The sequence below is a fragment of the Bacillus cereus group sp. MG9 genome, assembly GCF_040459995.1.
In the GTDB taxonomy this organism is placed as follows: Bacteria; Bacillota; Bacilli; order Bacillales; family Bacillaceae_G; genus Bacillus_A; species Bacillus_A mycoides.
The window spans coordinates 4,488,105-4,514,868 of the sequence record NZ_JARVHC010000001.1; the positions used below are offsets into that span (position 1 = coordinate 4,488,105).

The window sequence follows — 26,764 nt, forward strand, 5'->3', positions numbered from 1 at the left end:
TTTCAGTTTTTTTTCTTTAGGTTAAATTCGGATTGTGCTTTATTCCAATCTTCTCGAATATCTTCATCCGAAGGATGTAGGTATAGATTCATCGTTGTTTGAATTTGAGAATGTCCTAATCGTTCTTGTACTTGCTTAATATCCTTTGTTTTCTGGTAGAACATTGTAGCGTGTGTATGACGAAATAGGTGAGGATGTAGGCTTATCTCTGTTTTCTTTTTTAAACGCTTAAATAGAGACTCAACGTTCCAATATTCCATTGGTTTTCCCACATCTTTTCCTCTCAGTTTTACAAAAACAAAGTTTGAATCCAATTCTAATTCATCAAGCACTTCATACAAGTAATCATCATATAAATCCATTAAGGATGGTGATACATAAATTTCACGTTCTCCTGTCTTTAACATCGCACCGTTTTCTAATTCCCCTCGTTCTACTAAACGAATCCGATGACCTTTTTGATGGTCATAAACAAAATCCTCCATGAAAAGAGAGAGAGCTTCTCCAATACGCAACCCCGTTTCAAATAACAATTGAATTAAGAACTTATCTCGTATATTAGTAGTTGCTTGTAATACTTTTTGTACTTGTTCTTTTGTGAGTGTTTCTACTCTTTTGCGTGGTTCTTTTAACTTCAATATGTTTCTGATTGATGGCTTGTCCTTATTAACATGATGTAAGAAACTTTTGTAACGCGAGTGTCCTCCTGTAAATACTTGCTTCATTAACTTCTCCATCATGTCATTTTGTACTTCTTCATTTCGGTAGAGGTAGTCATAGAAGTTTGCTATAACGGTAATTGTATGGTTAATTGTTTTTTCCGTTCGCTTTGCTTTCTTTTGTTGAAAAGGAGTGACATTTGAACTCTGATAGGGGCTTCTTAACCACCCTACAAAGTCAACTAAATCTTCTAATCTAATAAACTTGTAATCTTTATTTGTTTCTTCTAAGTAGGTATAAAAATGTTTTAAGGAATAACAATATGTTTTTTGAGTATTAGGCCTTTTTCCTGTCTTATCTAAATACTTTATATATTTCATAACTGGCATTACAGGGAATCCTTCTTGATCCAGTAATATGTATCTTTTGTTGTTATTCTCTATGAGAACCTCTTGTACCCTCATAGCACTTCACCCCTAAAAAATATTAACGATCGGTCTAAAGACCTCACTACGCCTCCCGCTATGGGCTACGTCCGCCACCTAAATTATACAAATTTTTCGGAATATTATATACACATTTAACTATATTTTCAATATCTGTATAACTAATCTAATATGTATAAGAAAAGAGGATATATGCTCATATATTGAACATAATATCCTCTTCTTAGTTTAGTCTATTTAATTTATGCACCTTGTCTTTTTCTGTAACTTGTTTCATGTGAAACTATTTTCTACTAAATGGTATTTTATGAGAAAATACGTTAAGATAAATTCATATTAATTGGAGGGAACTAAATTGAATACAAAAAACAAAAAAATAACAATAAGAACTCTCTTACTAACTTCTATCATTGGAGTTATCAGTGTATCTCTTTACTTCACAAGTTATGGTACCCCTTGGGGAAAACAAACAGCAATTGCAGAATCAAAAAATTATATTACAAAATACTTTAATCTAGATGCAGAAGTCAAAAATACTTCTTACGATGCTAAAATGAATAGCTATGCAATCTCCTTTGAAACAAGTGCAGATGGAGAGTTTACTATCGAATATAAAAATCCTAATAACTTTAATATTTCTCCAGGAGTGCAAGAGTATTTAAGCAAACACTATAAATTTACAGAGTAGTAACGAAGCATACATATACAAAAAAGAGTTGGTATAACGCCAACTCTTTTTTACGTATTCTTGTCATACTGTTATATCTTCCTTCTCTATATTTTTAATTCCGTAATATGCAATCGCAGCTCCAATCGCAGCAAGTGCTAGTTGAAGGGGAAGAAAAGTTGCTGTAGAAAACATAGGAGTGTTATTAATTGCAATTGATACAACAATCAGAGATGAAACAATTGTAGTTGGCACCGAACGTTTACGCATTCCGAAATATAGAGGGATTAAACTTATTCCCGCAGTTGCAATGGCTAAAGGAACAAGGTTTATCCCTTCTTGCTTCAATTGATCTATTGTGAATGAATTAGGAAGAATTGAAAAATAGCTATCTATCCCAAAGAAAACTCCTACTACTAAAATGTTAGATAAAATAACTGTTATAAATGTTACTATCGCTATAATGGCCAACTTACTACTCATCATTTTCCTCCGATTAATAGGATAAGAAAACATAAGTAGGATTGTTTTGTTTTTATATTCACTAATTATTAACCTTGCGATTAATACACTACCAAAAATAATAAATGTTGCTCTTACTAATGTACTAGCCGTTAATAACATCATCTGCGGATCCCTTATTTCCGGATCACCTTCTACTTGAGCAACGATGCTCGTAAAGATCATTAATGCCAGTATAGCGATATTTGCAATAATCGCTCCCCTTACATACCATCCAAGCTTAAACTTCTTCATTTCTAGCTTCATAAGATGTAGCATAATAGTCCTCCTTTCATTTACATTTTAATCGATATAAATCGCTCCTGTTTTACTTAAAATCTTCACTTCGTTTTTTGCATCACCAATGGTTCCCGCTTTTATTTTTTCTGTATTTTTATTTTTCTTAAGTCCATTTACATTCACCATTACGTCAGACGAATTACTTTTAGCCGTAAGTTTTAAAGATGTCGGAACACCTTTATACCGTACGCCAATATCTCCTGATTTTGTTTCTACAAATAACGATTTTCCTTCTTTCATATCTTTCAGTAATACTTCACCGGATGTTGAAGTGATGTTTATATTTGAGTTACTTACATTTGTTATATAGTTATCACCAGTCGTAGACTTTATATTTAATTCTTGTACTGAACTATCTTTTACAGCTAACTCTCCACTTTGCGATATGAATTCACCTTTCTCGGCTGATAGTCCTACAACCATTTCATCTCCAGACTCACTTTTTGTCACGATATTTTTCACTTCTATATCGCTTATTTTCACATCACCCGATTTATTATTTAATACAATTTTATCTATTTCTTTCTTCGGAATAGCTATAGATATACTATTTTTCTTCCTAAACGTAAAACCATTAAAGAATCTGTTCATCCTTTGCTTTTGCTTAATCACAACTTTATTTCCTTCATGTTCTATTTCGACGGGATCTAGATTGTTATCTGCTCGTTGACCTTGAGCGAAAATCACTATTTTGTTAGCGTCTGTACTTTTAAATTCAATATCCCAGTTTTCATTGTCCACTTCTATTTCTTTTATATGATTTATCTCAAAAGACTTTTCTTTCTTAAAATCTTTCCCCTGAAATGTCTTAAAACCAAAAACCACACTAGCAATTGTAATTAATAATATTGCAATTACTATTATTTTTTTCACTGTTCATACCCCAGTTCGTCGTTGTTTTAAACTTCCTTCACGCTACATCAATCTTGTCGATTTTACGATACGAAAGATAACTAATAAAAATTCCTAATAAACAGAGTACAATTGGGATAAATATAAAATCATACATACTTACTTGACCGTTTCCAGGACCAACGTTACTGTTCATTAGCATCCCAATTATTACTGCAGAAGTAATCGTTGTCGGTGTCGATTTCTTTCTCATCCCAAAAAATAAAGGAATTAAACTTATTCCAGATATCATAAATGCACTTATAAAAGTAGCTGGAACGGTAGCTATTATTTCTCCCATCGTAATAGGTGTTTCAATTAGCCCTATCATTGGGTTCATAAAAAATATGAGCAAACTAATAGTGAACGTAGCGATAATCATGCTAATAAAACAAAAACTAAAAACAATTGTTAATTTCGCTCTCATTAACTTTTTCCTTTGCAGTGGATACATAAACAATAGTTGCATTGTTTTATTCTTATACTCATCAATTACTAAACGCGATAAAATGACCGCACTAAAAATAAGAAATGTCATCCTAATAAATATGTTTGCTAAAGTCATATATTTTGTGAAATCAGTGAGCGCCGCATCTGCTTCACCTTTCGCTCCCAACCCCATAAGACTTACCGCAGCAAAAATTGCTATAATACAAATGGCTACCCCTTTAAAGTAACTAGATAATTTATGTTTCTTCCATTCAAGTTTCATTAATTTAAACATATAAACCACACCTCCATTACTGACATAACTATCTCTATGCTACTAACATTCTAATTCCAGCCGTAACTACGCTTACTATTCCTACCACTAGTAAAATTAACGGCCATTTCCGCTCAGGTTTTCTATAATATAAAATCCCACTTATGAACATTACGATCAATCCACTTACTAGATTCACTAACAATCCATTAAGCATGAATGCCCTCTCCATCCATTACATTTAAGAAATATTCTTCTAAGGAACTATGTTTCTTATTAATACTTTCAATTTCCACATCGTTCATAATAAGTGCTTTTGAAATAGCTTGCTGCGTCGCCTTTAATTCATACACACGAATCATGTTTCCACTCATTATTTTGTAATTTTTTATACCCAGTTTATCTTCTAAAATATAAGCTGCACGCTTCACATCAGGAACAGTAATTTCAATGTACTCTGTTTGTTTTCCGTTAATACTCTTCATTGAAACTTCTTTTATTAGTTTTCCATTTTGAATCACACCGATTGTATCTGCCATTAGTTCCATCTCGCCTAAAATATGACTAGAAACTAATAATGTAATCCCATATTCTTTGCAGAGCATTTTAAATAAGTCTCTTAATTCTTTAATACCTATTGGATCTAAACCGTTAATTGGTTCATCTAAAATGAGTAATTCTGGCTTTGTCATAATCGCCCTTGCAATACCAAGTCGTTGCTTCATCCCTAATGAAAAATCTTTTACTTTTTTATCATCTATACCGTGCAGTTTTACTAAATGTAAAGCATGATCAATTGCGTTCTTGTCGTAATACCCCATATATTCACAATGTAATTCTAGGTTTTCCTTCGCCGTTAATTTATCATAAAAGATTGGATATTCGATAATTGTCCCCATGCGCTTTAACAATTCATAAGATGTATCCGTTAACTTCTCACCAAAAATTTCAATATCACCGCTCGTCGGTTTTATTAAATTTGTGATCATTTTCATAATCGTTGTTTTACCTGCACCATTCGGTCCTAAGAAACCGTATATCTCTCCTTTTTTCACATGCATGTTAACGCTAGAAATAACTTCTTTCCCTTTAAACACTTTCGTTAACTGATTCGTTTTTAATATATATGTCATGTCATTTTCTCCTTTCGCACTACTTTATATTTCTATAATAGACAACGGAAATCTCTTTTTTCTTACCCGTTCCTTACAAATTCCTTACGCTGAAAAAAAGCTTGTAGAATTTACTTCTCTACAAGCTAAAACAGCATCTTTGTTAATACAACTGTAAAAATTGTTTTTTCATACGGCTTACTAGAAAGATGTATTTCTCCGTCCATCGCTTCCACAAGCCTTTTCGTAATCGTTAACCCTAAACCGCTTCCTTGGTACAATCTATTTCTGGAATCTTCAAGTGTGTACATACGCTCAAACACTTTATCAATGTGAGATTCATCAATTCCTTTTCCTGTATCCCATACATCTATATACACACTCGTTTCATCATCTCTTAACGTCATACCAAGTGTCTTTCCATCGTCACCATATGTAATCGCATTTGATATTAAATTATTCAATACTCTACCTAATACTTCTACATTTCCAAGTGCATATATATTTCTTTCTGGTATATCAATATGAACTTGAAACCCTTTCGTCGTCACTAAATCATAAAAAGATAAAATCTTCTCGCGACAAACTTCATTCATATTTACTTTTGTCATCTCAATTGCTTTGTCACCGGATTCTAATTTTGCTAAATCAAAAAACTTATGAATCAGTTCCATCACTTCTAGTGTTTTTACATGCACCTTTTCGAGTAATATTTGCTTCTCTTCCTCATTTATCGTTTTATCCTTATTTAACATTTCGGTATATCCAAGAATAACTGTTAGTGGTGTTTTCAAATCATGTGAAATATTTGAAAGCATTTTTCTCATCGAAATTTCCACTTTCGCATGATCTGCATTCGTTTTCTGTTTTGCATCTAATAAATGATTAATCGCCACTAATAAATTTCGCAATTCTAGATCATCTGTCATAATTAATAGCTTCTCACCAGTTTGTTCTTTTACAATTCGATTTAACTTCTCATACGTGTAGCGTAAATTCCTACTACTATTTTTCCTAATTTTATATTGCACGTAAATAACGATAAGCAATATAATAATCACCACTGTTAAAAATACAACCATACTACATCACTTCCAACTTATAGCCGATGCCCCATAATGTTTTAATATATTCTGGATTAGATGGATCACTTTCAATTTTCTCACGTAATCTTCTCATATGAACATTAATAACATTATCATCACCATAATATTCTTCATTCCAAACAAGCGTATATATTTGTGCTTTCGTAAAAACACGATTTTGATTCTTCACGAATAGCTTTAAAATCTCAAATTCTTTTAAAGTAAGTTTAAGCTGTCTTCCCTTTTTCTCCACAGTAAAATTAATTGGGTCAATTATTAAATCACCAATCTGAATCGCCTCATCTTTTGATTCCACAGCTGAATACTTTGTAGACCTCCGAATACCCGCTTTTACACGTGCAGCTAGTTCAATCATAGAAAACGGCTTACAAATGTAATCATCTGCTCCAAGGCCTAATCCAACCGCTTTATCAACATCTGTATCTTTCGCTGACATCATTAAAATCGGAACTGCACTTTTTTCTCGAATGATTCTGACGACCTCTAACCCATCTAACTTCGGCATCATAATATCGAGAATTATCAAATCAAATGAACCTTTTGAAAATACGCCAACTCCTTCTTCTCCGTCAGATGCGATTGTAACTTGAAAACCTTCTCTTACTAAATATGTTTCAACCATCTCTTGAATTGAGATGTCATCTTCAACTAATAAAATATGATGTGACATATTTCTATCCCCTTTTTTAACAAACATTAACAATTTAATTGTATCGTAACGAATGAATGCTGGAAAGAATTATATGAATTTTCAAACCAACTTCCCTTCCTTCCTTAACAATGATATGATGAAATTCACTACGATTGTTCATAATTAACTTTATATAAAGGAGACTTATCATGTCAGAAAACAAAAAAGTAAGCTTAGCTGATTTAATGCGCGAACAACTTGCGAAGAAAAAGCAAGGAAATGGAAACGGCTCAAATAATGGAAGTCAAAGTCAAGAAACGAAAAAATTACAAAACCAACAAACGAAGAAAACAAACAACCAACGTAGACGTACAGGTGTATAAATGAACGGGCAAAAACGATCTAACATTTCATCAGGTCTTGAAGTTGATATTGTATTAAAACAAGATCAACGTACAGGTAAGCTAACAAGAGGAATTGTAAAAGATATTTTAACGAACTCACCTTCACATCCGCACGGCATTAAAGTAAGATTGCAAGACGGACAGGTTGGCAGAGTACAAAATATTATTCAATAAGAAAAGGAGCTCATTTAAACTTGAGCTCCTTTTCTTATTTTCATTAACCTTTAATTTTTTCGATGAAAACTACTTTTAAATAGTCTCCCTCTTTAAATTGATCAATTGTACGGAAATCTTCCGGTAAAGAATGTTCTTCTAATATTTTATATTTACCGTTCATTTCTTTAAATGCTGTATCGATAAAGCCATTAAACTTTTTCATATCGAATGCGCTACAATTTGTAGAAGCAACGATAATACCGTTATTTTCTGTAATCGCAATTGTTTCTTTTAATAAGTTTTTATAATCTTTCGCCGCACTGAACGTATATTTTTTCGAGCGTGCAAAGCTTGGGGGATCAAGTACAACCATATCAAATTTCATCTTTTTCTTAGCTGCATATTTGAAATATAGAAATACATCTTCTACAATAATATCTTGTGCTTCATAATCAATTTCATTTACACTAAACTGCTCAATCGTTTTACTTAAACTACGATTTGCAAGGTCCACACTCGTTGTTTTACTCGCTCCGCCAAGCGCTGCAAATACAGAGAAAGCCCCAGTATAAGAGAACATATTTAAAACCGTTCTTCCTTTTGCATATTTATCACGAATTTGTTTTCGAACGTTACGCTGATCTAAAAACACACCAACCATCGCCCCGTCATTTAAATATACAGCAAAGTTTACACCGTTCTCTTTTACGATAAGTGGGAACTCACCGCGCTCTCCTGCGACGAAATCATCACCTTCAATGTATTTCCCTTTCGTATCAAAACGCTTTTTCTCATAAATCCCTTTGAAATTTGCTACTTTTTGAAGTGCTGCTATAATCTCATCGCGGAAAGTATAAACCCCTTCACTATACCAACTTATTACGTAATAGCCGTCATAATAATCGATGATTAAACCACCAAGGCCATCGCCCTCACCATTCAGGGCACGAAATGCTGTTGTATCATTTGATTTATAAAAATCTTTTCGTTTATGTAAAGCAGATTTGATTTTACTTTCAAAGAAAGGTTGATTAATTTGCTCTTTCTCTTTTCTCGTTAAAATCCATCCATATCCTTTATTTTGTTTTCCATAATAGCCTTTTCCGATGAATTGGTTCTTCTCATCTACTACGTTGATGATTGTTCCTTCTTCACGTACATCATTTAAATTTTGAATAGCATCTTTTAAAATAAGTGGATATCCACTTTTAATTTCTTTTATAAACTTCGGTTTTATTTTTATAGTTACTTCAGATCGCATGTAATGTCTTCCTTTCCATTTGAATGCTTTCTAATTAGTAGGAAGCAATGTAAAAAACGAGGCTGAAAAAAGCCTCGTTTCACTATACCATATTATTGCTTTGCTAGTACAACTAGCTCATCTCCTGGTATAACCGCTATATATTTATACAATGTTGAAAAAGTAAGACTACCATCATCGTGACGAATAAATAATATTACATCCTCTGAATCGCTCTCTTCTTTATTAATTTTTTGTTCTTCCTCAACTTGTATCGTTTTAAATGTATAACCCTCTTCAATTTTTCTATCTAACTCTTCATAAATTTCATTTTGACCAAACAGTAAATGAGCTTTTTTCGAAAGAGAGATGCGTTCTTGCTCAATCTTTTCCACATCATGAATCGGAAGTAAAAATGTATTATGATGTCCAAACTGCGGTACATATGTGTTTGCGACTAATACATTATAAGAATCCGTATCTGTAACTGAAATTAAGTATTCATACTGATTCATATCTACTTCAAATTGCAACTGCTCTGAGAGTACTTGGCCGTTATATGTATTAAGCCCTTTCACTTTTGCGCATTGCAAATGTTCTTCCGATACATCTACGATTAAGCTCGGAATCCCCATCTCTTTACAATGCATAGCGAATGCAGTTGAGAATGTACTAGCTCCTGAAATTAAAATACCTGGTGGCTGTGTATTGGCTAATCCTAATTTTTTTGCTAAAAATCCAATTGAAAATCCATGAGCACAAACGGTCGTAATTACGAGTGCAAATGTAAGTGCTGTTAATATAGAAGCATCTTTATACCCTTCTTGTAATAACTCCGTCGCAAAGTAACTTGAAACCGTTAATGCAACAATACCTCGCGGCGCAATCCAACCAACTAGCGCCCTTTCTGATCTTGTTAACTCTGTTCCGATTGTCGATACCCAAATTGATAAAGGACGAACAACAAATATCATCATAAGTACGAAGCTAATAATAGGCCAGCTAAAAATCTCCATAATCGTCGTTCTTGGAAGTGATGCTGTTAAGATGATGAAAACAGTCGATGTTAATAGTACGGAAATATTTTCGTTAAAATGACGAATATCACCGATAGAAGAAATATATTTCTTCATCCGTGCAAGTGTAATCCCCATTACTGTTACGGCTAGCATACCTGTTTCATGCATGACTTCATCTGCAATGCCGAAGCATAGTAATACCGTAACGAGCAAAATCGGTGCCTTTAAATATTCTGGTACTTTCCCTTTTAAAATCATATAACTCATAAAAATACTAAACGCATACCCAAGCACCATTGCAAATAACGAACCTGCAAAGAAATATAGTAACGTATGTAAGTGTACATTTTCTTTCGTTAAGAAATTTACAATTTGAAAGGCGAATACAGCAAGTAATGCTCCAAACGGATCAACGATAATCCCTTCCCACTTTAAAATTGCAGCTGTCCTTGGCTTTAATCGTGCTTGGCGTAACAACGGAATAATTACAGTTGGACCTGTCACAATAAAAAGTCCTCCAATAATAAATGCAACCGCCCAATCCAATCCAGCGACGTAATGAGCTGCAAGTGAGCCAGCAATCCAAGCAATAAACGCACCAAACGTAACAATACGAAATACTGGTTTTGATAGTCCCCTCAGTTCACGTACATCTAAACTTAAACTACCCTCAAACAATATAATAGCAACAGAAAGTGATACGAGTGGACTAAAAACATCTCCAAGCACCTCTTTTGGATTAATAATACCGAAAACTGGACCAATTAATAATCCGGCAACTGCCATAACAACAATAGCAGGGAGCTGGAAGCGCCATGCAGTCCATTGTGAGGCGATGCCTAGTGTAATAATAATAACGATACTAAGTAACAGTGATTCGACCATAATACCCTCCTTGTTCATAGTATTGCGAAAGCAAGGTATAAACCATACTTTGCTTGTGTATATTTCTTATTTTGTTTTATTTTAATAATATATAACTTCATTAACTATATGGTCAAATTATTTATATAATAGTAAATTCATCCTTAATTCTACATTTATATGAAAATTACTATTGACAATGATAATGATTTTCATTATCATTTAATGTATATGAGTTCTTGAAAATAAAGGCTACATTTATAGGAGGAATAAACATGATTATTGTTACAAATACAACTAAAATTACAAAGGGAAATGGCCATAAATTAATTGAGCGTTTTAATAAAGTAGGTAAAGTTGAAACAATGTCAGGATTTTTAGGATTAGAAGTTCTTTTAACGCAAAATACAGTTGATTATGATGAAGTAACAATTAGCACTCGCTGGAATGCAAAAGAAGATTTCCAAGGTTGGACAAAGAGCTCAGCATTTAAAGATGCTCACTCACATCAAGGCGGGATGCCAGACTATATTCTTGATAATAAAATTGCTTACTATGATGTAAAAGTTGTACGTATGCCAATGGCTGCAGCACAGTAAGCATATTTATTTTTTAAAGTATAGAATATGAAGAGTGTTACCACTTCTCATATTCTATACTTTTTTTATTTAATGTCTTTTTACTAGTTTCGCATGTACTACTAATCTTCCCGCTTCTGGATCAAGTGCATAGTCACACGTCGAAAGTGTTACGATTTGATCACTTTCTGTCACTTTTGTATCCGTTTTGTACAGCGATTTTTCTTGAATTTTCTCCAAAAATGATGTGTATTCCGTATCACTACTAAAATCCGTTTCAATGTAATAAAAATCAGTTGTTGTTGTATACACCGAAAACACTTCAAGATCATATCCTTCAAATAATGTATCGTAATATAATTTACGATGCGACATGAAGAAATCTTCATCCAACATTTTCTTTAAACTTCCAAACATAGAACCATCTTTCATACGGTGACCATATAAAATAGTATTTCGATTTTGAGATTTCACATCATTACGATAGTCCATAAAAATGCTTCCTGCTCTCATATCTTCACCTTTATAATTTCGAAATAAATAGTAATCATTGTCTTTTGCTTGAACGATTGGATAATTAATTTGTGTATCATCCATCGTAATCCATCCAACTATTTCTTGGTTAATTTGCTGTAGAACTTTGAACTGTTTACGTACTTCCCCGTCTTGTGATTGCTCTTCCATCGGACTCTTTTCATAAATGTTTTGTGCTTCGGCCATTACTTTACGATTTTCATAGTAATCCATGAAAATATCACCTAATTCATATACTGAATAGAAAAAGGTACCTAAAAAAACAACTGTAAGTATTCGTTGAAAAAAAGAATTCTTCTTCCTTTCTTTTTTGCTACTCAAATTATCACCTCAAAACGGATTGTTCGCATGTTTAAATACCCATTGGGACCATATACAATCCTGTATCTTCATCTTGCTTTACAACGACATCTACACCGTATATCGTCTTTATCATACTTTCTGTCACAACATCATTCGGCTTGCCTTTTGTAACAATTTCGCCGTCTTTCATAACAATGATATGATCACTATAGCGAATCGCCTGATTAATATCGTGTAATACCATAACGATTGTCAATCCTTGTGCTTCATTTAATTCTTTTACTAACTCTAATATTTCAAGTTGATAATAAATATCTAAATATGTTGTCGGTTCATCTAAAAAGAGCATTGGCGTCTTCTGAGCTAACGTCATGGCAATCCAAACACGCTGTCTTTCTCCACCAGATAAAGCATGAATTTCCTTATCACGTTTACTTAGTAAATTCGTACATGCTAAAGCCCTTTCTATTGCTTCTCTATCTTCATCAGTTTGCGAAGAAAATATATTTTTATGAGGCATACGGCCAAAGCTTGTTAATTTCTCTACCGTCATATCTGCCGGTGCTTCATTTTGTTGATGGACAACGGCTAACTTTCTAGCAAACTCTTTCGGTTTATATTGGCTAATTGCCTTCCCATCAAGTATTACCTCTCCACTACGAGGATCGTGATTTCTTGACATCACACCAAGTAATGTTGATTTCCCGCAACCGTTTGGTCCAATAATTGTTGTAATTTTACCAATCTCTATTTCACTACTAACCGACTTTAATCGATCCGTTACATTATCGTACGAAAAGGTTACATTTTTAATTTCCATGAACTTTATCACTCTTTCTAAGCAAGAATATTAAGAATGGGCCACCAATAACTGCCATAATCGTCGCTGCTGGAATTTCGTTAGGTGGCACAATTAACCTTCCAATCGTATCCGCCGTCAAAATTAATAACGCCCCTGCAAGAGCAGAAAATGGAATTAATGCTTTATGGTCTGAACCAACTAGTTGTCTTGAAATGTGCGGAACGAGTAATCCTACGAAAGCGATAACACCTGCAATTGCTGTTGATACTGCCGCTAAGAGTACTGCAATGGCAGAAATAATAAGACGAACTCTCGTCACGTGCAAGCCTAAGTTTTTTGCAGTCTTATCTTGTAGAGATAATAAGTTACACCAAGCTCCGACAAACAGTGCAAGAATAAGACCAATTGTTCCATAAGTAACCATTATTTCTACATCGCCCCACGTCTTCATCGTTATATTAGAAGTCGTCGTTTGCTTAATACTCTTAATGAAGTATCCACAAATCGTAATGAACGATTCATTTAATCCAGTGAACATCGCATTAATGGCAATACCAATTAAAATAATGCGAAGCGGACTTAATCCTGATTTCCATGAAAACGAATAAACGAGATAACACGCAAACGCACCACCTAGAAAGGCGAATACCGGCGTCCAGAAAAAGAATTGCGGGAATAGCGTAATAATAACAAGTGTCATAAAACTTGCTCCTGAAGATATCCCGATTACCCCAGCATCAGCAAGTGGATTTTTCATGACAGCTTGGAAGAGCACGCCCGAAACAGCAAGAGCTGCTCCAGTAAATAGTGCAATAATAATACGTGGGAAACGTAAATCTTTAATCACTTCAACATCTTCATTTGCCCCTGTAAATATTCCTTGTACAAGGTCAATAATACCTACTTCTAAACTACCTTTCGTCGCTGACAACAAAGTCATAATGATGAGTAATACAGTAACAATAAAGAAACTCCAAAATTTTTTATTCATGCTAATCTTCCTTTATATTAAAATGCATCACGGATACATCATTTTTTTCAATTCATCTAGCGCTTCAGTCGCTGCTAAATTTCCTGTCGTTCCAAATAAACGCTCTTCTAAATCGTAAACACGATTATTTTTAACTGCAGCGAAGTGTTTCCAAATATCATTTGTTTTAAATTCTTTATCAAACATTTTTACAACTTCATCAGGCATACCATGTGCCGCTCGTAAAATAATGTCTGGATCAGCTTTTTTTAAATACTCTGTATTAGAAGCTAAATACTCTACTTGTTCACCTTGTACAATGTTTTTACCACCTAATTGTTTCACTAAATCTCCAATATAAGAATGCTCTGTTGCTACTAAATAACTCCCCGGTACACCTAATAAAATAAGCACTGTCGGTTCTTTCTTTCCCTTTACTGCTTTTTGAATCTCTGCAACCTTGTTATCTAACTTAGTTACAACTGCTTCAGCCTGCTTTTCACGTCCATATTGCTTACCTAAATTACTAATGGAATTTTGCATATTTTTTAAACTTGTTAGATCTAAAAAGTTTGCTTTCATACCTACACCATCAAAAACTGGCTTTAATTCATATTCAAGTGTTGTCACTGATAATACTTCTGACGGCTTTAATGATTTTACCTTTTCCATATCAGGACTCATCGGATTCCCAACTTCAGGTAAACCTTTATATCTCTTTGGTAAATCTTTAGTACTTGTTGGTACACCAATTAAATCTACTTCTAACGCATCCATAATTTCAGTAACAGCAACTGTCGTTGCGACAATCCTCTCTTTACCCTCACTCTTTACCTGCTTCGCTGTTTCTTTTTTTGGTGATGAGCACCCAGCTATACTTACTAATAAAATGATAGCCATTAGTACACTTACAATTTTCTTCACTCTTAATCACCACTCCTTTCCAAACAATATGAAACAAGTCTTGATGCATGCAAACATGCATCAAGACTCCAAAAATTACAATCTACCTGCTCTATATTTACGAACTAGTAAAGCAAGTGACCCAAGCAATAGCACCATGTATAAACCTAGTTGTGCTGTATCTGCCGTTTTTGAGTTTTTCTCTTTTTTCGAATCATTTTTTTGATCTTCTTTTTTCTTCTTATCATCTGCATTTCGGTTAAAATCAGGATTATCTACTTTTTTTACATTATCTACTTTCGGTGTAATCACTGGATTGTTCGGATCATTTTTCGGATCTTTTTTTGGATCCTCTTTAATAGTCCCTAACGCACCAATATTATTTGTATCAAATTGAATTTGGACATCGTAGAAGTGGTGGTAGTTCATCTCATCAATGTCTACTTTCACTTTTGCATTTAATTTTTTAAATAAATCTTCTACTTCAAATTGTACTACTCGCATATTTGCATTTTTATCTTCACTTACTACTTTTGCATCAGCAAAAAGACTATTGTTTTCTGTTTGGAATTTCGTAATCCACGCACTATTTTTCAGCGTCATCTCAATGTACTTTTTACCATCTTTAACGATTAATTTTGCTGGATTTACAGTATAGTCATGCATCTTTGAAAGTTCTTCTGTTTTGTCTTTTAACACTTTAAATGTAATATCATATTGACCATCTACTAAATTTTTCGGATCAACTATTACTTTCGGTGTATTATTTCCACCTTGATTGTCATTTCCGCCTTGGTTGTCGTTTCCGCCTTGGTTATCGTTTCTACCTTGGTTCCCTAAAGCTTTGATACTATCTTGATCAAATACAAATTGAACATCGTAGGAATGGTGATAATTCATTGAATCAATATCTACTTTTACTTTTGCATTTAATTTTTTAGACAAATCATTTACTTCTACTTCTACTACTCTTGTATTTTGCTCTTTATTTTCACTTAATACTTTTGCATTAACGAACGAGCCATTCTTCTCAAAATCAAACTTTGTAATCCATGTACTATTTGTTAATGTAAACGATACATATTTCTTACCATCTTTTACTTTCAATACACCTGGGCTTTTTGTGTATGTATTCATCATTGATATTTCATCTGTTTGATCTTTTAATACTTTAAAGCCAATGCTGTATTCACCGTCTTTAAGAGCGTTTGGATCAATTGTTGTATTATTGCCTTGGTTGTCGTTTCCGCCTTGGTTGTTGTTTCCACCTTGGTTATCATTTCCGCCTTGGTTGTCGTTTCCGCCTTGGTTGTCGTTTCCGCCTTGGTTGTCGTTTCCGCCTTGGTTGTCGTTTCCACCTTGGTTATCATTTCCGCCTTGGTTGTCGTTTCCGCCTTGGTTATCTAACGGTTTAATGCTATCTTTATCAAATGCAAATTGAATATCATAGAAATGATGATAATTCATTGAATCGATATCGACTTTTACTTTTGCGTTCAATTTTTTCGATAAATCTGCTACTTCCACTTCCACTACACGCGTATCAGCTTTCGTATCTTCACTCAATACACTCGCATCAACAAACGAACCATTTTTATCAAATTCAAACTTTGTAATCCAAGCGCTATTCGTTAATGTGAATGATACATATTTTTTACCATCTTTCACTTTTAACACGCCTGGACTCTTTGTATACGTGTTCATCATTGAAATTTCTTCTGTTTGATCTTTTAAAGCTTTGAAATTGATACTGTATTCACCATCTTTAATTGTTTCAGCATCTGGATTTTTGTTTCCATCTGGTTTTTCTACTTCTGGTTTCTCTACTTCTGGTTTCTCTACTTCTGGTTTCTCTACTTCTGGTTTCTCTACTTCTGGTTTCTCTACTTCTGGTTTCTCTACTTCTGGTTTCTCTACTTCTGGTTTCTCTACTTCTGGTTTCTCTACTTCTGGTTTCTCTACTTCTGGTTTCTCTACTTCTGGTTTCTCTACTTCTGGTTTCTCTACTTCTGGTTTCTCTACTTCTGGTTTCTCTTCATTTTTAATTTGTTCAAGCTTATCTTGTTCAAATAAAAGTTGCACATCATGTGTTTGCTTATAGTTTCTTGATGCCATTTCGATAAATACTTTTGTATTTAGTTTTTTAGATAAATCGTTTACTTCAAACTCTACTACTCTTGTATCTTTTTCTTTATCTTCACTCACTACTTTTGCATCAACAAACGCACCATCTTTTTCCGTTTGGAAATTTTTAATTAATGAGCTACTTTTTAGTGTTACAATTGCTTTTTTCTTACCATTTTCTACTTTTAATACCCCTGGATTTACCATGTAAGTATTCATCTTAGATTCTTCATCTGTTTGATCTTTTAACACTTTAAACGGAACGCTGTACTCACCATCTTTAATTGTTTCAGTATCTGGTTTTTCTACTTCCGGTTGTTTCTCTTCATTTTTAATTTGTTCAAGTTTATCTTGTTCAAATAAAAGTTGTACATTATGTGTTTGCTTGTAACCTTGTGATGCCACTTCAATAAATACTTTTGTATTTAGTTTTTTAGATAAATCGTCTACTTCAAATTCTACTACTCTTGTATCTTTTTCTTTATCTTCACTCACTACTTTTGCATCAGCAAATGCGCCATCTTTTTCCGTTTGGAAATTTTTAATTAATGAGCTATTTTTTAACGTTACAATTGCTTTTTTCTTACCGTTTTCTACTTTTAATACCCCTGGATTTACCATGTAAGTATTCATCTTAGATTCTTCATCTGTTTGATCTTTTAACACTTTAAATGGAATGCTGTACTCTCCATCTTTAATTGTGTTAGAATTTGGTTGTTGATCTGGGTCAGGCTTTTGGTCGGGCTTCTGACTCGGATCCGGATTTTCATTTGGATCTGGCTTATTAGCTGGGTCCTCTTTTTCATTTGGTTGTTCTACATGAATCGGTGTAATACTATTTTGATCAAATGCAATACGCACATCATAGTCATGATGATAATTTAAAAAATCAATGTCTACTTTTACTTTCGCATTTAATACCTTCTCTACATCGTCCACATCAAATTCTACGACTCTTGTATCTTTTTCTTGATCTTCACTAATTACATTTGTCGCAACAAACTGACCACTTTTTTCCGTTTCAAACTTTGTAATCCATGAACTATGTTCTAACGTAAAGGATACTTTCTTTTTCCCATTCTTCACTTTTAAAGTTCCTGGACTTACAGAGTATTGATTCATCATGGATTCTTCATCTGATGTGTCTTTAAGAACTTTGAAACCGATTGAATATTCACCGTCAGCTAGTTGACTAGCAGCTTGAACTGCAAGGGGTTGTAATGTTGATGCGAATGTAAATACCATTAAAAACATCGCAACAACAATTTTAAGATATTTATTCAATAGAATACCGCTCCTTTATTTAGTTTTGACGTACTTTACGAACTAAGAAAACACCTGAAATAAGAAGTAATGCTGCAAATAATCCGATACGTGCTTCATCACTTGTTTTTGGGTTATCTGTTTTTTCAGCTTTCCCACTTTCATTTGTTCCTTTATTTACATCTTTGTTTGTTTCTTTGCTCTCTTCTTTCTTCACTTCTTCTTTTACTTGTGTATTTTTTTGAGTTTGATCTTCATTTTTTGTTGCAGCAGTTGCCTTATTCTCTCCACCTACTGCTTTTACATTTGCATCAAACGCAAAGCGAATTGTGTAGTTATGGTCATAATTTACGTTCGGTACAACAACATGAATTTTTACAGCTGCTGGTTTAGATAAGTCGTCTATTTTAAACTCTACAGTTCTTTTATCTGCAGATTCATCTTTACTAACAACTTTTGCATCAACAAAGTTCCCGTTCTCTGGTGCTTTAAATTCTGTAATCCAAGCACTATGATTCATAGGAATTTGTACTCTCATCTCACCATTTTTTACAATTAACTTAGCTGGTTTTTCAAAATAATCATTTGCCATTGAAGCTGAATCATTTTCTGCTTTTTGTATGACATAGTTAATATCGTAAGTACCGTCAGCTACATTTGCCGAAGCTTGTCCGAATGGCACTACGAGAAAAGCTAGCATACATACGAATGTCATAATAAAAGCGGGTAATACCGAAAACTTTCTCATTTACCTTACTGCCTCCTTGTTTTTCTTTTTTGAAAATGATAATTATTCTCAATATATAAGAAAAAAAATAATCTTTCTATCTCTATTTTATAACGAGTAACACTATGTAGTTAGAAATATATTGATTATCATTCTCATTGATAGACAAAAAAATAATCCCACCAATTTTTCCTATAAGAATAAACATAAAACTCTTTCATTATTTTATTGATTATCATTCTCAACGAATTTCAAAAAAAATAAACCGCCTAATTCTATCGTTTTATCACCTCTTCTTACAAAAATGATATAGTCATAGAAAACCTCTTCCCTTCCAATATTTCCACAACTAAGTCAATCTTAGCCTACTGGTAATTTTTTTGTCAACTATATTACGTATAAAATTTTTAATATCTAAATTCTTCTATATATAATTTTTCTACAAAAAAAGAGGCTTTCTTTTAAAGAAAGCCTCTTTCCCTTATTTTTCTACAGCAATTTCTTGCTTTTGAAATAAAGAAACTACATATCCAATTGCAATTCCAATGATACCCGGAACTAACCAACCAATCCCTACACTATATAATGGAATTTTATCTAAAATAGGAGCAAGGGCCGCTACTTGAAGATTGGCATTATGCAATCCATCAAAGAAGCTAATTGCAAATGCGCCTACAATACCGCCTACATACATAGCTAATGGAAGACGAATATAGTTTTCAACAAGTGATAATACGATCAGTACGATACCAATTGGGTAAATTGCAATTAAGATTGGTAATGCTAATGCGTTTAACTGAGTTAAACCAAGATTTGCTACCATAAATGCTAATAAAGAGAAAATGAAAATGACTTTTTGATAAGAAAGCTTTGGTAATAACGAAGAAAAATATTCTCCACAAGCTGCAACAATACCGACAGAAGTTGTTAAGCACGCTGCTGTAATTGCGATCCCTAGTAATAATGTTCCGTAGCTACCAAATAAATGATTCACGACGTTTGTTAAAATAATTCCGCCGTTTGCTCCCATTCCAAGTGAAACACTAGAAGCTCCAAGGTAAGCAAGTGCTAAATAAACAAGAAGTAAGCCAAGTGCTGCAATAAATCCTGCAAAGATTGTTACTTTTGCAATACTGTTCTTATTTGTAATGCCTTTTGCTTTTAAAGCATTGATCACAACATTTCCGAAAACAAGTGCTGCAAGTCCATCTAAAGTTAAATATCCATCAATAAAACCTTTAAAGAGCGGGGCACTATACGCTTCTGTAGGGGCACCAAACTCTCCCATTGGAGTCATAATTGCTTTCGCTACAATAATTGCAATAACAGCTAATAAAATTGGAGTTAACACTTTACCAATGCGCCCCACTAATTTCGATGGGTTTAATGCTAAATAGAAAGTTACTGCAAAGAAAATAAATGTAAAGATAACAAGTGGATACGATTGACCAGCTATCTCACTTGGTAAAAACGGTGCAACACTCATTTCATAAGCAACAGTCCCTGTACGTGGCACACTAACAAATACGCCTAAACATAAATAAATTGCAGTAATGAAAATTAGCGCGAATACAGGATGTACACGTCCTGCTAATTCATTAATATCTCCCTTTAGAGCTATAACAATAACTCCTAATAAAGGCAGTCCTACACCTGTTACGATAAAGCCAAATAACGCGATCCATACATCTGTTCCAGCACCTTGCCCTAACGCTGGTGGGAAAATCATATTACCGGCACCGAAAAACAGTGCAAATAACATTAAGCTTATTGCAAACATCTCAGAAAACTTTAAAGATGACTTCATTTCTACTACCTCCTAATTATTTTATTGACAAAATATTCTGAATTAAAATCCGTCACATATCCTCTTTCAAGCATACTTCCCCGTAAAAGAACGCAAAAAACACCCGTCCCTAACAAAGGGACGAGTGTTGAAATCGTGGTTCCACCCTTATTCTAATAAAATGAATTTATAACGAAATAAGCTCATTTTATAGCTCGTGTAAATTGATAACGGTTTTATCCGCCAAGAATTACAATGCATCTGCAGTTCACTCTTGAAGTTTAGAGGTGGTAAGTTTGTCTTTCCGTATTAGGAAGCTCACAGCCTAAGGCTTCCCTCTCTGAGAATCGTCAAAAACAACTCATGTCCTCATCATTACTTTTATAAAATATGTTGTCGAAACTTGTTGTTTTTTATTATATGGGCTATTTTTTAAAAAATCAATAGTTTTATTTTTTCTGACAAAAAAATATAGGGAGAGAACTTTCCTCCCTATAACTGCCCTATTAATATTTCTAATTCCTTAGGTGTAATGTCTCGCCATTTTCCAGCTTCAAGCTCATTTAGCTCTATATTCATAATGCGTACTCGCTTTAGCTTTGTTACAGTAAATCCGAAAGCACGACTCATTCTACGAATTTGCCTATTCATTCCTTGCGTTAAAACGATGCGGAATGTAGACTGATTAACTCTCGTCACTTTACATGGCTTCGTCATTCCATCTTTAATCTTTACACCGCTGGACATCTCATCAATAAACCAATCTGTAAACGGCTTATCAACAGCGACAACATATTCTTTCTCATGCTCATGATCACCGTGCAAAATTTGATTCGCAATCGCACCGTCATTCGTTAATAAGATGAGTCCTTCCGATGCTTTATCTAATCGTCCAACAGGAAAGATTCGTTCTGGATAATCGATATAATCAATAATATTATCTTCAATATGTTCGGCTGCTGTACAAGTAATTCCGACTGGTTTATGGAAGGCAATATACACCTTTTCTTTCTCTTCTTTTGCAATAACTTGCCCATCAATTGTTACAATATCACCTTCATTAACGAGTGCACCGTGCGTACATACTTCACCGTTAATACAGGCACGTCCTGCTTTAATGAGACGGTCTGTTTCACGTCTTGAGCAGGATTTTGCTTCGCTTATGTATTGGTTGATTTTCATGTTTTGTTCCTTTTCTTATAGATTAAAAGCGTCAATCCATGGCAATATCATTATGCCAAGATTGACGCTCCTTTACTTCGCAAAAACAACTAAATAAATAACCCCAATTACCAAAAATATTCCGCAACAAGCTAACAATACTTTTGCAAGTTTGTCCATAAACATATAATGGTTTCCCCTTTTGTTTGGTTGTTTGCTATTTTAATTCGACAACTGTTACGCCTAGGCCTCCCTCGCCCATGTCACCGTAGCGGTAGGTTTTCACACCGCGATGTTTCTTCAAGTAATCTTGTACACCTTGGCGAAGCGCTCCTGTTCCTTTACCGTGAATAATTGATACACGAGGATAGCTTGCAAGCTGTGCATCGTCTAAATATTTTTCAACGCGCATCATTGCATCTTCATAACGTTCGCCGCGAAGGTCTAGCTCTAACGACACGTGATAATCTCTACCCTTCACACTTGCGACTGCTTTTTTCTCAGTTTGCTTCGGTGTATTAATGTATTCCATATTGGATTCTTTCACTTTCATCTTCAGAATACCAATTTGTACGCTCCACTCTGTATCACTTACTTTTTCAAGCAATTGACCTTTTTGACCGAACGTTAACACTTTTACTTCATCACCTGATCGTAACTGTTGTTTCGGCGCTGTATTTTTCACATGTACTTTTTGTTTCTTCACAAGCTCTGGCACCGCACCTTCTAGACGGCTCTTCGCTTCAATAAGCTCATGGTCTTTCACGTTTATAAGCTGTGCTTTACGCAATTGACGAAGTTCTTGAATAATGCCTTCTGCTTCTTGCTTTGCAGCTTCGACTTTTTCTTCCCCTTCTTTTTGCGCTTTTAATAATTTTTCATCGCGCTCATCGTTAAATTCAATAATTTGGCGCTGTAATTCACGATGAAGTTTTTCAGATTGCTTACGATGTTCTTCCGCTTCTTTTCGTTCGCTCTCTGCATTTTTTTGGCTTTCTTCTAGCTTTGCAATCATATTTTCGATTTTGTTCGTATCTGTACTAATATGGTTACGAGCGCGATCAATAACGCGATCAGACAAACCAAGACGCTTCGAAATTTCAAAGGCGTTACTACGTCCTGGTACACCGATTAATAATTTGTACGTTGGGCTTAATGTATTCACATCGAACTCAACGCTCGCATTAATAACTTGCTCACGATTGTATCCATATGCTTTTAATTCTGGGTAATGCGTCGTTGCAACAACGCGAGCACCACGGTTACATACTTCATCTAAAATAGAAATCGCTAGTGCAGCCCCTTCTTGCGGATCTGTCCCAGCACCTAATTCATCAAATAGGACTAAACTTTCAAAATCAGCTTTTTCTAAAATATCTACAATGTTTACCATATGAGAAGAGAATGTACTTAAATTTTGTTCAATCGATTGCTCATCACCGATATCAGCAAAGATGTTTTTAAATACACATATCTCTGATTCATCCATTACTGGAATATGAAGACCAGATTGCGCCATTAAGACACAAATACCGACTGTTTTCAGTGTAACTGTTTTACCACCTGTATTCGGTCCTGTAATAACGATTGTTGTAAAGTCTTTACCAAGCATAATGTTATTTGGCACGATAATTTCCGGATCAATAAGCGGATGACGTGCTTGTTTTAAATCCATGTAGCGTTCATTATTTACGATTGGCTTCGTCGCTTTAATTCGCTTCGCATAAAGAGCTTTCGCAAAAATAAAATCAAGATTTGCAACTACTTCTACGTTTGATAAAACAATATCAGCTTCCACTGCTACTTCTTCCGTTAACATCATTAAAATGCGTTCTACTTCTTGTTTTTCTTTCACACGTGCTTCTTGAAGTGCGTTATTTAATTCCACGATTACTTGCGGTTCGATAAATAATGTTTGTCCAGAAGCAGATTGATCGTGAACAATACCACCATATACGCCGCGGTATTCTTGTTTTACCGGGATTACGTAGCGTTCGTTACGAATCGTTACAATTGCATCTGATAACATTTTTTGCGCGTTTGAAGAACGCGTCATGTTTTCTAATTTCTCACGAATACGGCTTTCCGCAGTACGAATTTGATTACGAATACCACGCAATTTGTCACTTGCGCTATCGACTACTTCACCGCCGTCACCAATACAATTTGTAATCTTCTTTTCTAAATCATATAAAGACACAATTTGTGCGACATGTGTTTCTAAAATTGGAAGCTCAACACCGTTGTCAATCATATCGTCAATGAAACGTTTCATTTGGCGACTACCGTACATCGTACTTGCGATTTCAATTAATTCATGAGGACTTAACATACTTCCAATTTTCGCACGCTTAATATTTGCACGAATATCAGAAATCCCTCCAAGTGGTACATGTCCTTTTAAACGGATGACTTTCGCTGCCTCATCCGTTGTTTCTTGCAATTCCACAATTTCTTCAAAATCTGTGCTTGGCACTAAATTCTTCACTTTATCACGACCAAGTGAAGATGCTGTATGTTCAAGTAATTGTTCTTTTACTTTATTGTATTCTAATACACGCAACGTTCGTTCTAACATGTTGCAGGTCCCCCCTGTATTACTTATTACGTTTAATATAGTCTAATAAACGTTCAATATCCCATGTGTTAATCACGTTATCTTTTTGAATCCAACCTTTACGCGCTGCTGCTACACCTGTTTCCATATCTTCTAACATTTCAAGTGTATGGGCATCCGTATTAATCGCTACTTTTACACCAGCATCTTGTGCTTGTTTTAATAATTTCGCGCTTAAATCTAGACGGTTTGGATTTGCATTTAATTCTAAAACTGTATTTGTTTCTTTTGCGAGCTGGATTAATAAATCTGTATCTACATCGTAACCCTCACGGCGCCCAAGAAGACGTCCTGTCGGATGAGCAATCATTGTGACATGCTTATTCTCAAGTGCAGTGCGAAGACGCTTCATAATCGTTTCACGGTCTTGTGAGAAGCTAGAGTGAATGGCTCCAATGACATAATCTAGTTCTGCTAATACTTCATCGTCAAAATCAAGTGTCGCATCTGGTAAAATGTCCATTTCAATCCCGCGCAAAATTGTAATGTCTGGATACTTTTCATTCATACGTTCAATTTCTTTCGCTTGTTCACGAAGACGCTCTTTCGTTAAACCGTTTGCTACTTTCAAGTATTGCGAGTGATCAGTAATTGCCATAAATTTATATCCACGAGCGCGGCACGCTTGCACCATTTCTTCAATTGAAAAAGCACCGTCACTCCACGTTGTATGCATATGTAAATCACCCTGTATATCAGAGAACTGAATTAAGTTCGGATACTCTTTAATTAATTCAATTTCTTTTCCATCTTCACGCACTTCTGGTGGGATGAATGGAAGGCCAAAGTGGGCGAAGAATGCTTCTTCTGTTTCGAATGTTTTCACTTCACCTGTCTCTAAGATTTCCACACCGTATTCACTAATTTTCTCGCCTCTATCTTTCGCAATTTGGCGCATTTTTACGTTATGGTCTTTTGATCCTGTGAAATGGTGAAGAGTTGTAATAAATTCTTCTGGTTTTACTAAGCGGAAGTCAATTGAAATATCATATTCATATTGAAGACGAACAGATACTTTCGTATCTCCACTTGCAATCACTTCAATCATATTATCAAATTGTAGTAAATGTTCACGCACTACTGCTGGCTCTGTCGTTGCAATGATGAAATCTAAGTCCTTCACTGTCTCACGAACACGGCGTAAACTACCAGCGCGTGAGAAACGAATTATTTCAGCAACATTCGACAATTTCTCCTCTATTTCCCCGGCAATAGGCAATACCATCGCAATTGGTAAACGCTCTGGACGAGAGCCTACTTGATCAATTGCTTCTAATATTTTCTCTTCTGTTTTCTTACCGAAACCTGCTAAAGCTTGTACTTTATTTTCCTCACAAACCGCTTTTAGCGATTCCATATCAACAACACCAAGTTCTTTATATAACTTAGCTACCTTTTTACCACCAAGGCCTGGTAATTTTAATAACGGTAATAAGCTACTTGGCACTTCTTTCTCAAGCTCTTGTAATACTTCAGATGTTCCCGATTCTATATATTCTTGAATAACTGCTGCTGTTCCTTTTCCAATGCCCGGAATCTTCGTGAAATCTTCAATCTCAGAAAGACTACGATCGTCACTTTCTAATGCTGCCGCCGCTTTACGGAATGCAGATATTTTAAATGGATTCGCGCCCTTTAGTTCCATAAATAGGCCGATTGTCTCTAGTAATTTGATAACTTGTTTTTTATTCACTTTCATCATTGCCCCGCCTTTCTTTCATAGAAAAAAACTTCTCTTTCCGAAAAAAGAGAAGTTACACTCTGCTACCTGTCTGCCATAGTTCCTTCACCTTTTCAGAAAGAATCGGTGTATCGTCTACAATTATTTTGCTAATTGATGATTTTTGTAATGGTGTTTGTATTTGTTCAATTGGAAGAATTGTTCCAACAATAATTAAGACAAACAGAATGATATACACTTCTAAAAAGCCAAGAAGTGCCCCAGCAACCGCATTGACTTGCTTTAAAACTGGGATTTCTGCAAACATATTCAGTAAATTACCAAGTAGTGAAAGTGCGATTTTTGTAATAATAAATAATACAATAAACGCAATTGCTTGATAGAAGACACCCTCAATATTATTCGCATCTATCCATTCTGGAACAGATACATTCTTATCGAATGGATACGGAATAAATTTCGCAAGCGTTGGCGCTAAATCTTTACAGTACCAGTATGCAACGAGGTATGCGATAATAAAGCTTGTTAACTTTACAAGTTGCAAAATAAATCCTCTGCGTAAACCGAGGAAAAATCCCATAACAAGCAATAAAATGATAATAATATCAATCATGT

Annotated in this window: 25 protein-coding genes and 1 other annotated feature; of the genes, 4 read left to right on the forward strand and 21 right to left on the reverse strand. The window is 34.5% G+C overall.

Features of this window, described 5'->3' with window-relative positions:
• Positions 1 to 2: 2 nt before the first annotated feature.
• Positions 3 to 1,124 carry a tyrosine-type recombinase/integrase gene (locus QCI77_RS23055; protein ID WP_353825515.1) on the reverse strand — a complete coding sequence of 374 codons (1,122 nt, stop codon included), beginning with the start codon at positions 1,122 to 1,124 and terminating at the stop codon, positions 3 to 5.
• Positions 1,125 to 1,461: 337 nt separating this feature from the next.
• On the opposite strand from QCI77_RS23055, the gene QCI77_RS23060 reads away from it, so the two are divergent.
• Positions 1,462 to 1,794, forward strand: coding sequence for a YfjL-like protein (locus QCI77_RS23060; RefSeq protein WP_353825516.1), 333 nt, complete (start codon positions 1,462 to 1,464; stop codon positions 1,792 to 1,794).
• Positions 1,795 to 1,857: 63 nt separating this feature from the next.
• Here QCI77_RS23060 and QCI77_RS23065 read toward each other — a convergent pair whose 3' ends face one another.
• The 7 genes from QCI77_RS23065 to QCI77_RS23095 all read right to left on the reverse strand — a co-directional run bounded on the left by QCI77_RS23065 (position 1,858) and on the right by QCI77_RS23095 (position 7,056).
• On the reverse strand, positions 1,858 to 2,553 hold the full coding sequence (locus QCI77_RS23065) for an ABC transporter permease (RefSeq protein ID WP_088040209.1): 696 nt from the start codon (positions 2,551 to 2,553) through the stop codon (positions 1,858 to 1,860).
• 24 nt (positions 2,554 to 2,577) lie between these two features.
• Complete coding sequence (locus tag QCI77_RS23070; protein WP_088040210.1) at positions 2,578 to 3,447, reverse strand: DUF4097 family beta strand repeat-containing protein; 870 nt, start codon at positions 3,445 to 3,447, stop codon at positions 2,578 to 2,580.
• A 37-nt stretch (positions 3,448 to 3,484) separates the two neighbouring features.
• Positions 3,485 to 4,189: an ABC transporter permease gene (locus tag QCI77_RS23075; protein ID WP_088040211.1), complete on the reverse strand. Its 705-nt coding sequence runs from the start codon at positions 4,187 to 4,189 to the stop codon at positions 3,485 to 3,487.
• Positions 4,190 to 4,223: 34 nt separating this feature from the next.
• The gene (locus tag QCI77_RS23080) at positions 4,224 to 4,385 is read right to left on the reverse strand and encodes a hypothetical protein (protein WP_165762405.1); all 162 of its coding nucleotides are present in this window, start codon (positions 4,383 to 4,385) and stop codon (positions 4,224 to 4,226) included.
• A complete protein-coding gene (locus tag QCI77_RS23085) occupies positions 4,378 to 5,301 on the reverse strand; it encodes an ABC transporter ATP-binding protein (RefSeq protein ID WP_016086047.1) in 924 nt (307 codons plus the stop codon). The genes QCI77_RS23080 and QCI77_RS23085 overlap by 8 nt, the downstream gene beginning before the upstream one ends.
• 125 nt (positions 5,302 to 5,426) lie before the next feature.
• Positions 5,427 to 6,362, reverse strand: coding sequence for a HAMP domain-containing histidine kinase (locus tag QCI77_RS23090; protein ID WP_063218398.1), 936 nt, complete (start codon positions 6,360 to 6,362; stop codon positions 5,427 to 5,429).
• A gap of 1 nt (position 6,363) precedes the next feature.
• On the reverse strand, positions 6,364 to 7,056 hold the full coding sequence (locus QCI77_RS23095; RefSeq protein ID WP_113768853.1) for a response regulator transcription factor: 693 nt from the start codon (positions 7,054 to 7,056) through the stop codon (positions 6,364 to 6,366).
• A 170-nt stretch (positions 7,057 to 7,226) separates the two neighbouring features.
• Here QCI77_RS23095 and QCI77_RS23100 point away from each other — a divergent pair, with 170 nt between their 5' ends.
• Positions 7,227 to 7,400 carry a hypothetical protein gene (locus QCI77_RS23100; protein WP_002015431.1) on the forward strand — a complete coding sequence of 58 codons (174 nt, stop codon included), beginning with the start codon at positions 7,227 to 7,229 and terminating at the stop codon, positions 7,398 to 7,400.
• Positions 7,401 to 7,595, forward strand: a complete 195-nt coding sequence (locus QCI77_RS23105) for a YwbE family protein (RefSeq protein WP_001014315.1) — start codon at positions 7,401 to 7,403, stop codon at positions 7,593 to 7,595.
• Between the two features lie 43 nt (positions 7,596 to 7,638).
• On the opposite strand, the gene QCI77_RS23110 is transcribed toward QCI77_RS23105, so the two are convergent.
• A complete protein-coding gene (locus tag QCI77_RS23110) occupies positions 7,639 to 8,838 on the reverse strand; it encodes a class I SAM-dependent rRNA methyltransferase (RefSeq protein WP_002067464.1) in 1,200 nt (399 codons plus the stop codon).
• Positions 8,839 to 8,930: 92 nt separating this feature from the next.
• Positions 8,931 to 10,721: a cation:proton antiporter gene (locus QCI77_RS23115; RefSeq protein WP_002167604.1), complete on the reverse strand. Its 1,791-nt coding sequence runs from the start codon at positions 10,719 to 10,721 to the stop codon at positions 8,931 to 8,933.
• A gap of 254 nt (positions 10,722 to 10,975) precedes the next feature.
• Here QCI77_RS23115 and isdG point away from each other — a divergent pair, with 254 nt between their 5' ends.
• On the forward strand, positions 10,976 to 11,299 hold the full coding sequence (gene isdG / locus QCI77_RS23120; RefSeq protein ID WP_002015426.1) for a heme oxygenase: 324 nt from the start codon (positions 10,976 to 10,978) through the stop codon (positions 11,297 to 11,299).
• A gap of 69 nt (positions 11,300 to 11,368) precedes the next feature.
• Here the strand turns inward: isdG and srtB are convergent, their stop codons facing one another.
• The 11 genes from srtB to QCI77_RS23175 form a co-directional block, all read right to left on the reverse strand.
• Positions 11,369 to 12,133 (reverse strand): class B sortase, encoded by a 765-nt coding sequence (gene srtB / locus QCI77_RS23125; protein WP_002129321.1) that lies wholly within the window; start codon positions 12,131 to 12,133, stop codon positions 11,369 to 11,371.
• Between the two features lie 31 nt (positions 12,134 to 12,164).
• Positions 12,165 to 12,935 carry an ABC transporter ATP-binding protein gene (locus tag QCI77_RS23130; RefSeq protein ID WP_002088890.1) on the reverse strand — a complete coding sequence of 257 codons (771 nt, stop codon included), beginning with the start codon at positions 12,933 to 12,935 and terminating at the stop codon, positions 12,165 to 12,167.
• A complete protein-coding gene (locus QCI77_RS23135) occupies positions 12,925 to 13,908 on the reverse strand; it encodes a FecCD family ABC transporter permease (protein ID WP_002034255.1) in 984 nt (327 codons plus the stop codon). The genes QCI77_RS23130 and QCI77_RS23135 overlap by 11 nt, the downstream gene beginning before the upstream one ends.
• 27 nt (positions 13,909 to 13,935) lie before the next feature.
• A complete protein-coding gene (isdE, locus tag QCI77_RS23140; protein WP_012261781.1) occupies positions 13,936 to 14,811 on the reverse strand; it encodes a heme ABC transporter substrate-binding protein IsdE in 876 nt (291 codons plus the stop codon).
• Positions 14,812 to 14,886: 75 nt separating this feature from the next.
• Positions 14,887 to 18,198: an NEAT domain-containing protein gene (locus QCI77_RS23145; RefSeq protein WP_353825517.1), complete on the reverse strand. Its 3,312-nt coding sequence runs from the start codon at positions 18,196 to 18,198 to the stop codon at positions 14,887 to 14,889.
• A gap of 19 nt (positions 18,199 to 18,217) precedes the next feature.
• Positions 18,218 to 18,925, reverse strand: coding sequence for a heme uptake protein IsdC (gene isdC, locus QCI77_RS23150; RefSeq protein WP_113768855.1), 708 nt, complete (start codon positions 18,923 to 18,925; stop codon positions 18,218 to 18,220).
• A gap of 460 nt (positions 18,926 to 19,385) precedes the next feature.
• Positions 19,386 to 20,711 (reverse strand): branched-chain amino acid transport system II carrier protein BrnQ6, encoded by a 1,326-nt coding sequence (brnQ6, locus tag QCI77_RS23155; RefSeq protein WP_033709474.1) that lies wholly within the window; start codon positions 20,709 to 20,711, stop codon positions 19,386 to 19,388.
• Between the two features lie 113 nt (positions 20,712 to 20,824).
• Positions 20,825 to 21,075, reverse strand: a binding site (T-box leader).
• Between the two features lie 107 nt (positions 21,076 to 21,182).
• Positions 21,183 to 21,872 carry a 23S rRNA pseudouridine(2604) synthase RluF gene (locus QCI77_RS23160; protein WP_002034249.1) on the reverse strand — a complete coding sequence of 230 codons (690 nt, stop codon included), beginning with the start codon at positions 21,870 to 21,872 and terminating at the stop codon, positions 21,183 to 21,185.
• A 196-nt stretch (positions 21,873 to 22,068) separates the two neighbouring features.
• Positions 22,069 to 24,429 carry an endonuclease MutS2 gene (locus QCI77_RS23165; protein WP_353825518.1) on the reverse strand — a complete coding sequence of 787 codons (2,361 nt, stop codon included), beginning with the start codon at positions 24,427 to 24,429 and terminating at the stop codon, positions 22,069 to 22,071.
• A 19-nt stretch (positions 24,430 to 24,448) separates the two neighbouring features.
• Positions 24,449 to 26,167 (reverse strand): DNA polymerase/3'-5' exonuclease PolX, encoded by a 1,719-nt coding sequence (gene polX, locus QCI77_RS23170; RefSeq protein WP_033709473.1) that lies wholly within the window; start codon positions 26,165 to 26,167, stop codon positions 24,449 to 24,451.
• Positions 26,168 to 26,222: 55 nt separating this feature from the next.
• The gene (locus QCI77_RS23175) at positions 26,223 to 26,762 is read right to left on the reverse strand and encodes a CvpA family protein (protein ID WP_002034246.1); all 540 of its coding nucleotides are present in this window, start codon (positions 26,760 to 26,762) and stop codon (positions 26,223 to 26,225) included.
• Positions 26,763 to 26,764 lie beyond the last annotated feature (2 nt).

Excerpts from the sequence above, each read along its gene's own strand:
- QCI77_RS23085 (WP_016086047.1), bottom strand. The coding sequence starts at position 5,301 with ATGACATATATATTAAAAACGAATCAGTTAACGAAAGTGTTTAAAGGG.
- QCI77_RS23135 (WP_002034255.1), bottom strand. The coding sequence starts at position 13,908 with ATGAATAAAAAATTTTGGAGTTTCTTTATTGTTACTGTATTACTCATC.
- isdG (WP_002015426.1), top strand. The coding sequence starts at position 10,976 with ATGATTATTGTTACAAATACAACTAAAATTACAAAGGGAAATGGCCAT.
- QCI77_RS23100 (WP_002015431.1), top strand. The coding sequence starts at position 7,227 with ATGTCAGAAAACAAAAAAGTAAGCTTAGCTGATTTAATGCGCGAACAA.
- QCI77_RS23075 (WP_088040211.1), bottom strand. The coding sequence starts at position 4,189 with ATGTTTAAATTAATGAAACTTGAATGGAAGAAACATAAATTATCTAGT.
- QCI77_RS23090 (WP_063218398.1), bottom strand. The coding sequence starts at position 6,362 with ATGGTTGTATTTTTAACAGTGGTGATTATTATATTGCTTATCGTTATT.
- polX (WP_033709473.1), bottom strand. The coding sequence starts at position 26,167 with ATGAAAGTGAATAAAAAACAAGTTATCAAATTACTAGAGACAATCGGC.
- QCI77_RS23110 (WP_002067464.1), bottom strand. The coding sequence starts at position 8,838 with ATGCGATCTGAAGTAACTATAAAAATAAAACCGAAGTTTATAAAAGAA.
- isdC (WP_113768855.1), bottom strand. The coding sequence starts at position 18,925 with ATGAGAAAGTTTTCGGTATTACCCGCTTTTATTATGACATTCGTATGT.
- QCI77_RS23175 (WP_002034246.1), bottom strand. The coding sequence starts at position 26,762 with ATGATTGATATTATTATCATTTTATTGCTTGTTATGGGATTTTTCCTC.
- QCI77_RS23095 (WP_113768853.1), bottom strand. The coding sequence starts at position 7,056 with ATGTCACATCATATTTTATTAGTTGAAGATGACATCTCAATTCAAGAG.
- QCI77_RS23115 (WP_002167604.1), bottom strand. The coding sequence starts at position 10,721 with ATGGTCGAATCACTGTTACTTAGTATCGTTATTATTATTACACTAGGC.
- QCI77_RS23065 (WP_088040209.1), bottom strand. The coding sequence starts at position 2,553 with ATGCTACATCTTATGAAGCTAGAAATGAAGAAGTTTAAGCTTGGATGG.
- QCI77_RS23160 (WP_002034249.1), bottom strand. The coding sequence starts at position 21,872 with ATGAAAATCAACCAATACATAAGCGAAGCAAAATCCTGCTCAAGACGT.
- QCI77_RS23130 (WP_002088890.1), bottom strand. The coding sequence starts at position 12,935 with ATGGAAATTAAAAATGTAACCTTTTCGTACGATAATGTAACGGATCGA.
- brnQ6 (WP_033709474.1), bottom strand. The coding sequence starts at position 20,711 with ATGAAGTCATCTTTAAAGTTTTCTGAGATGTTTGCAATAAGCTTAATG.
- QCI77_RS23080 (WP_165762405.1), bottom strand. The coding sequence starts at position 4,385 with ATGCTTAATGGATTGTTAGTGAATCTAGTAAGTGGATTGATCGTAATG.
- QCI77_RS23165 (WP_353825518.1), bottom strand. The coding sequence starts at position 24,429 with ATGTTAGAACGAACGTTGCGTGTATTAGAATACAATAAAGTAAAAGAA.
- QCI77_RS23105 (WP_001014315.1), top strand. The coding sequence starts at position 7,401 with ATGAACGGGCAAAAACGATCTAACATTTCATCAGGTCTTGAAGTTGAT.
- QCI77_RS23055 (WP_353825515.1), bottom strand. The coding sequence starts at position 1,124 with ATGAGGGTACAAGAGGTTCTCATAGAGAATAACAACAAAAGATACATA.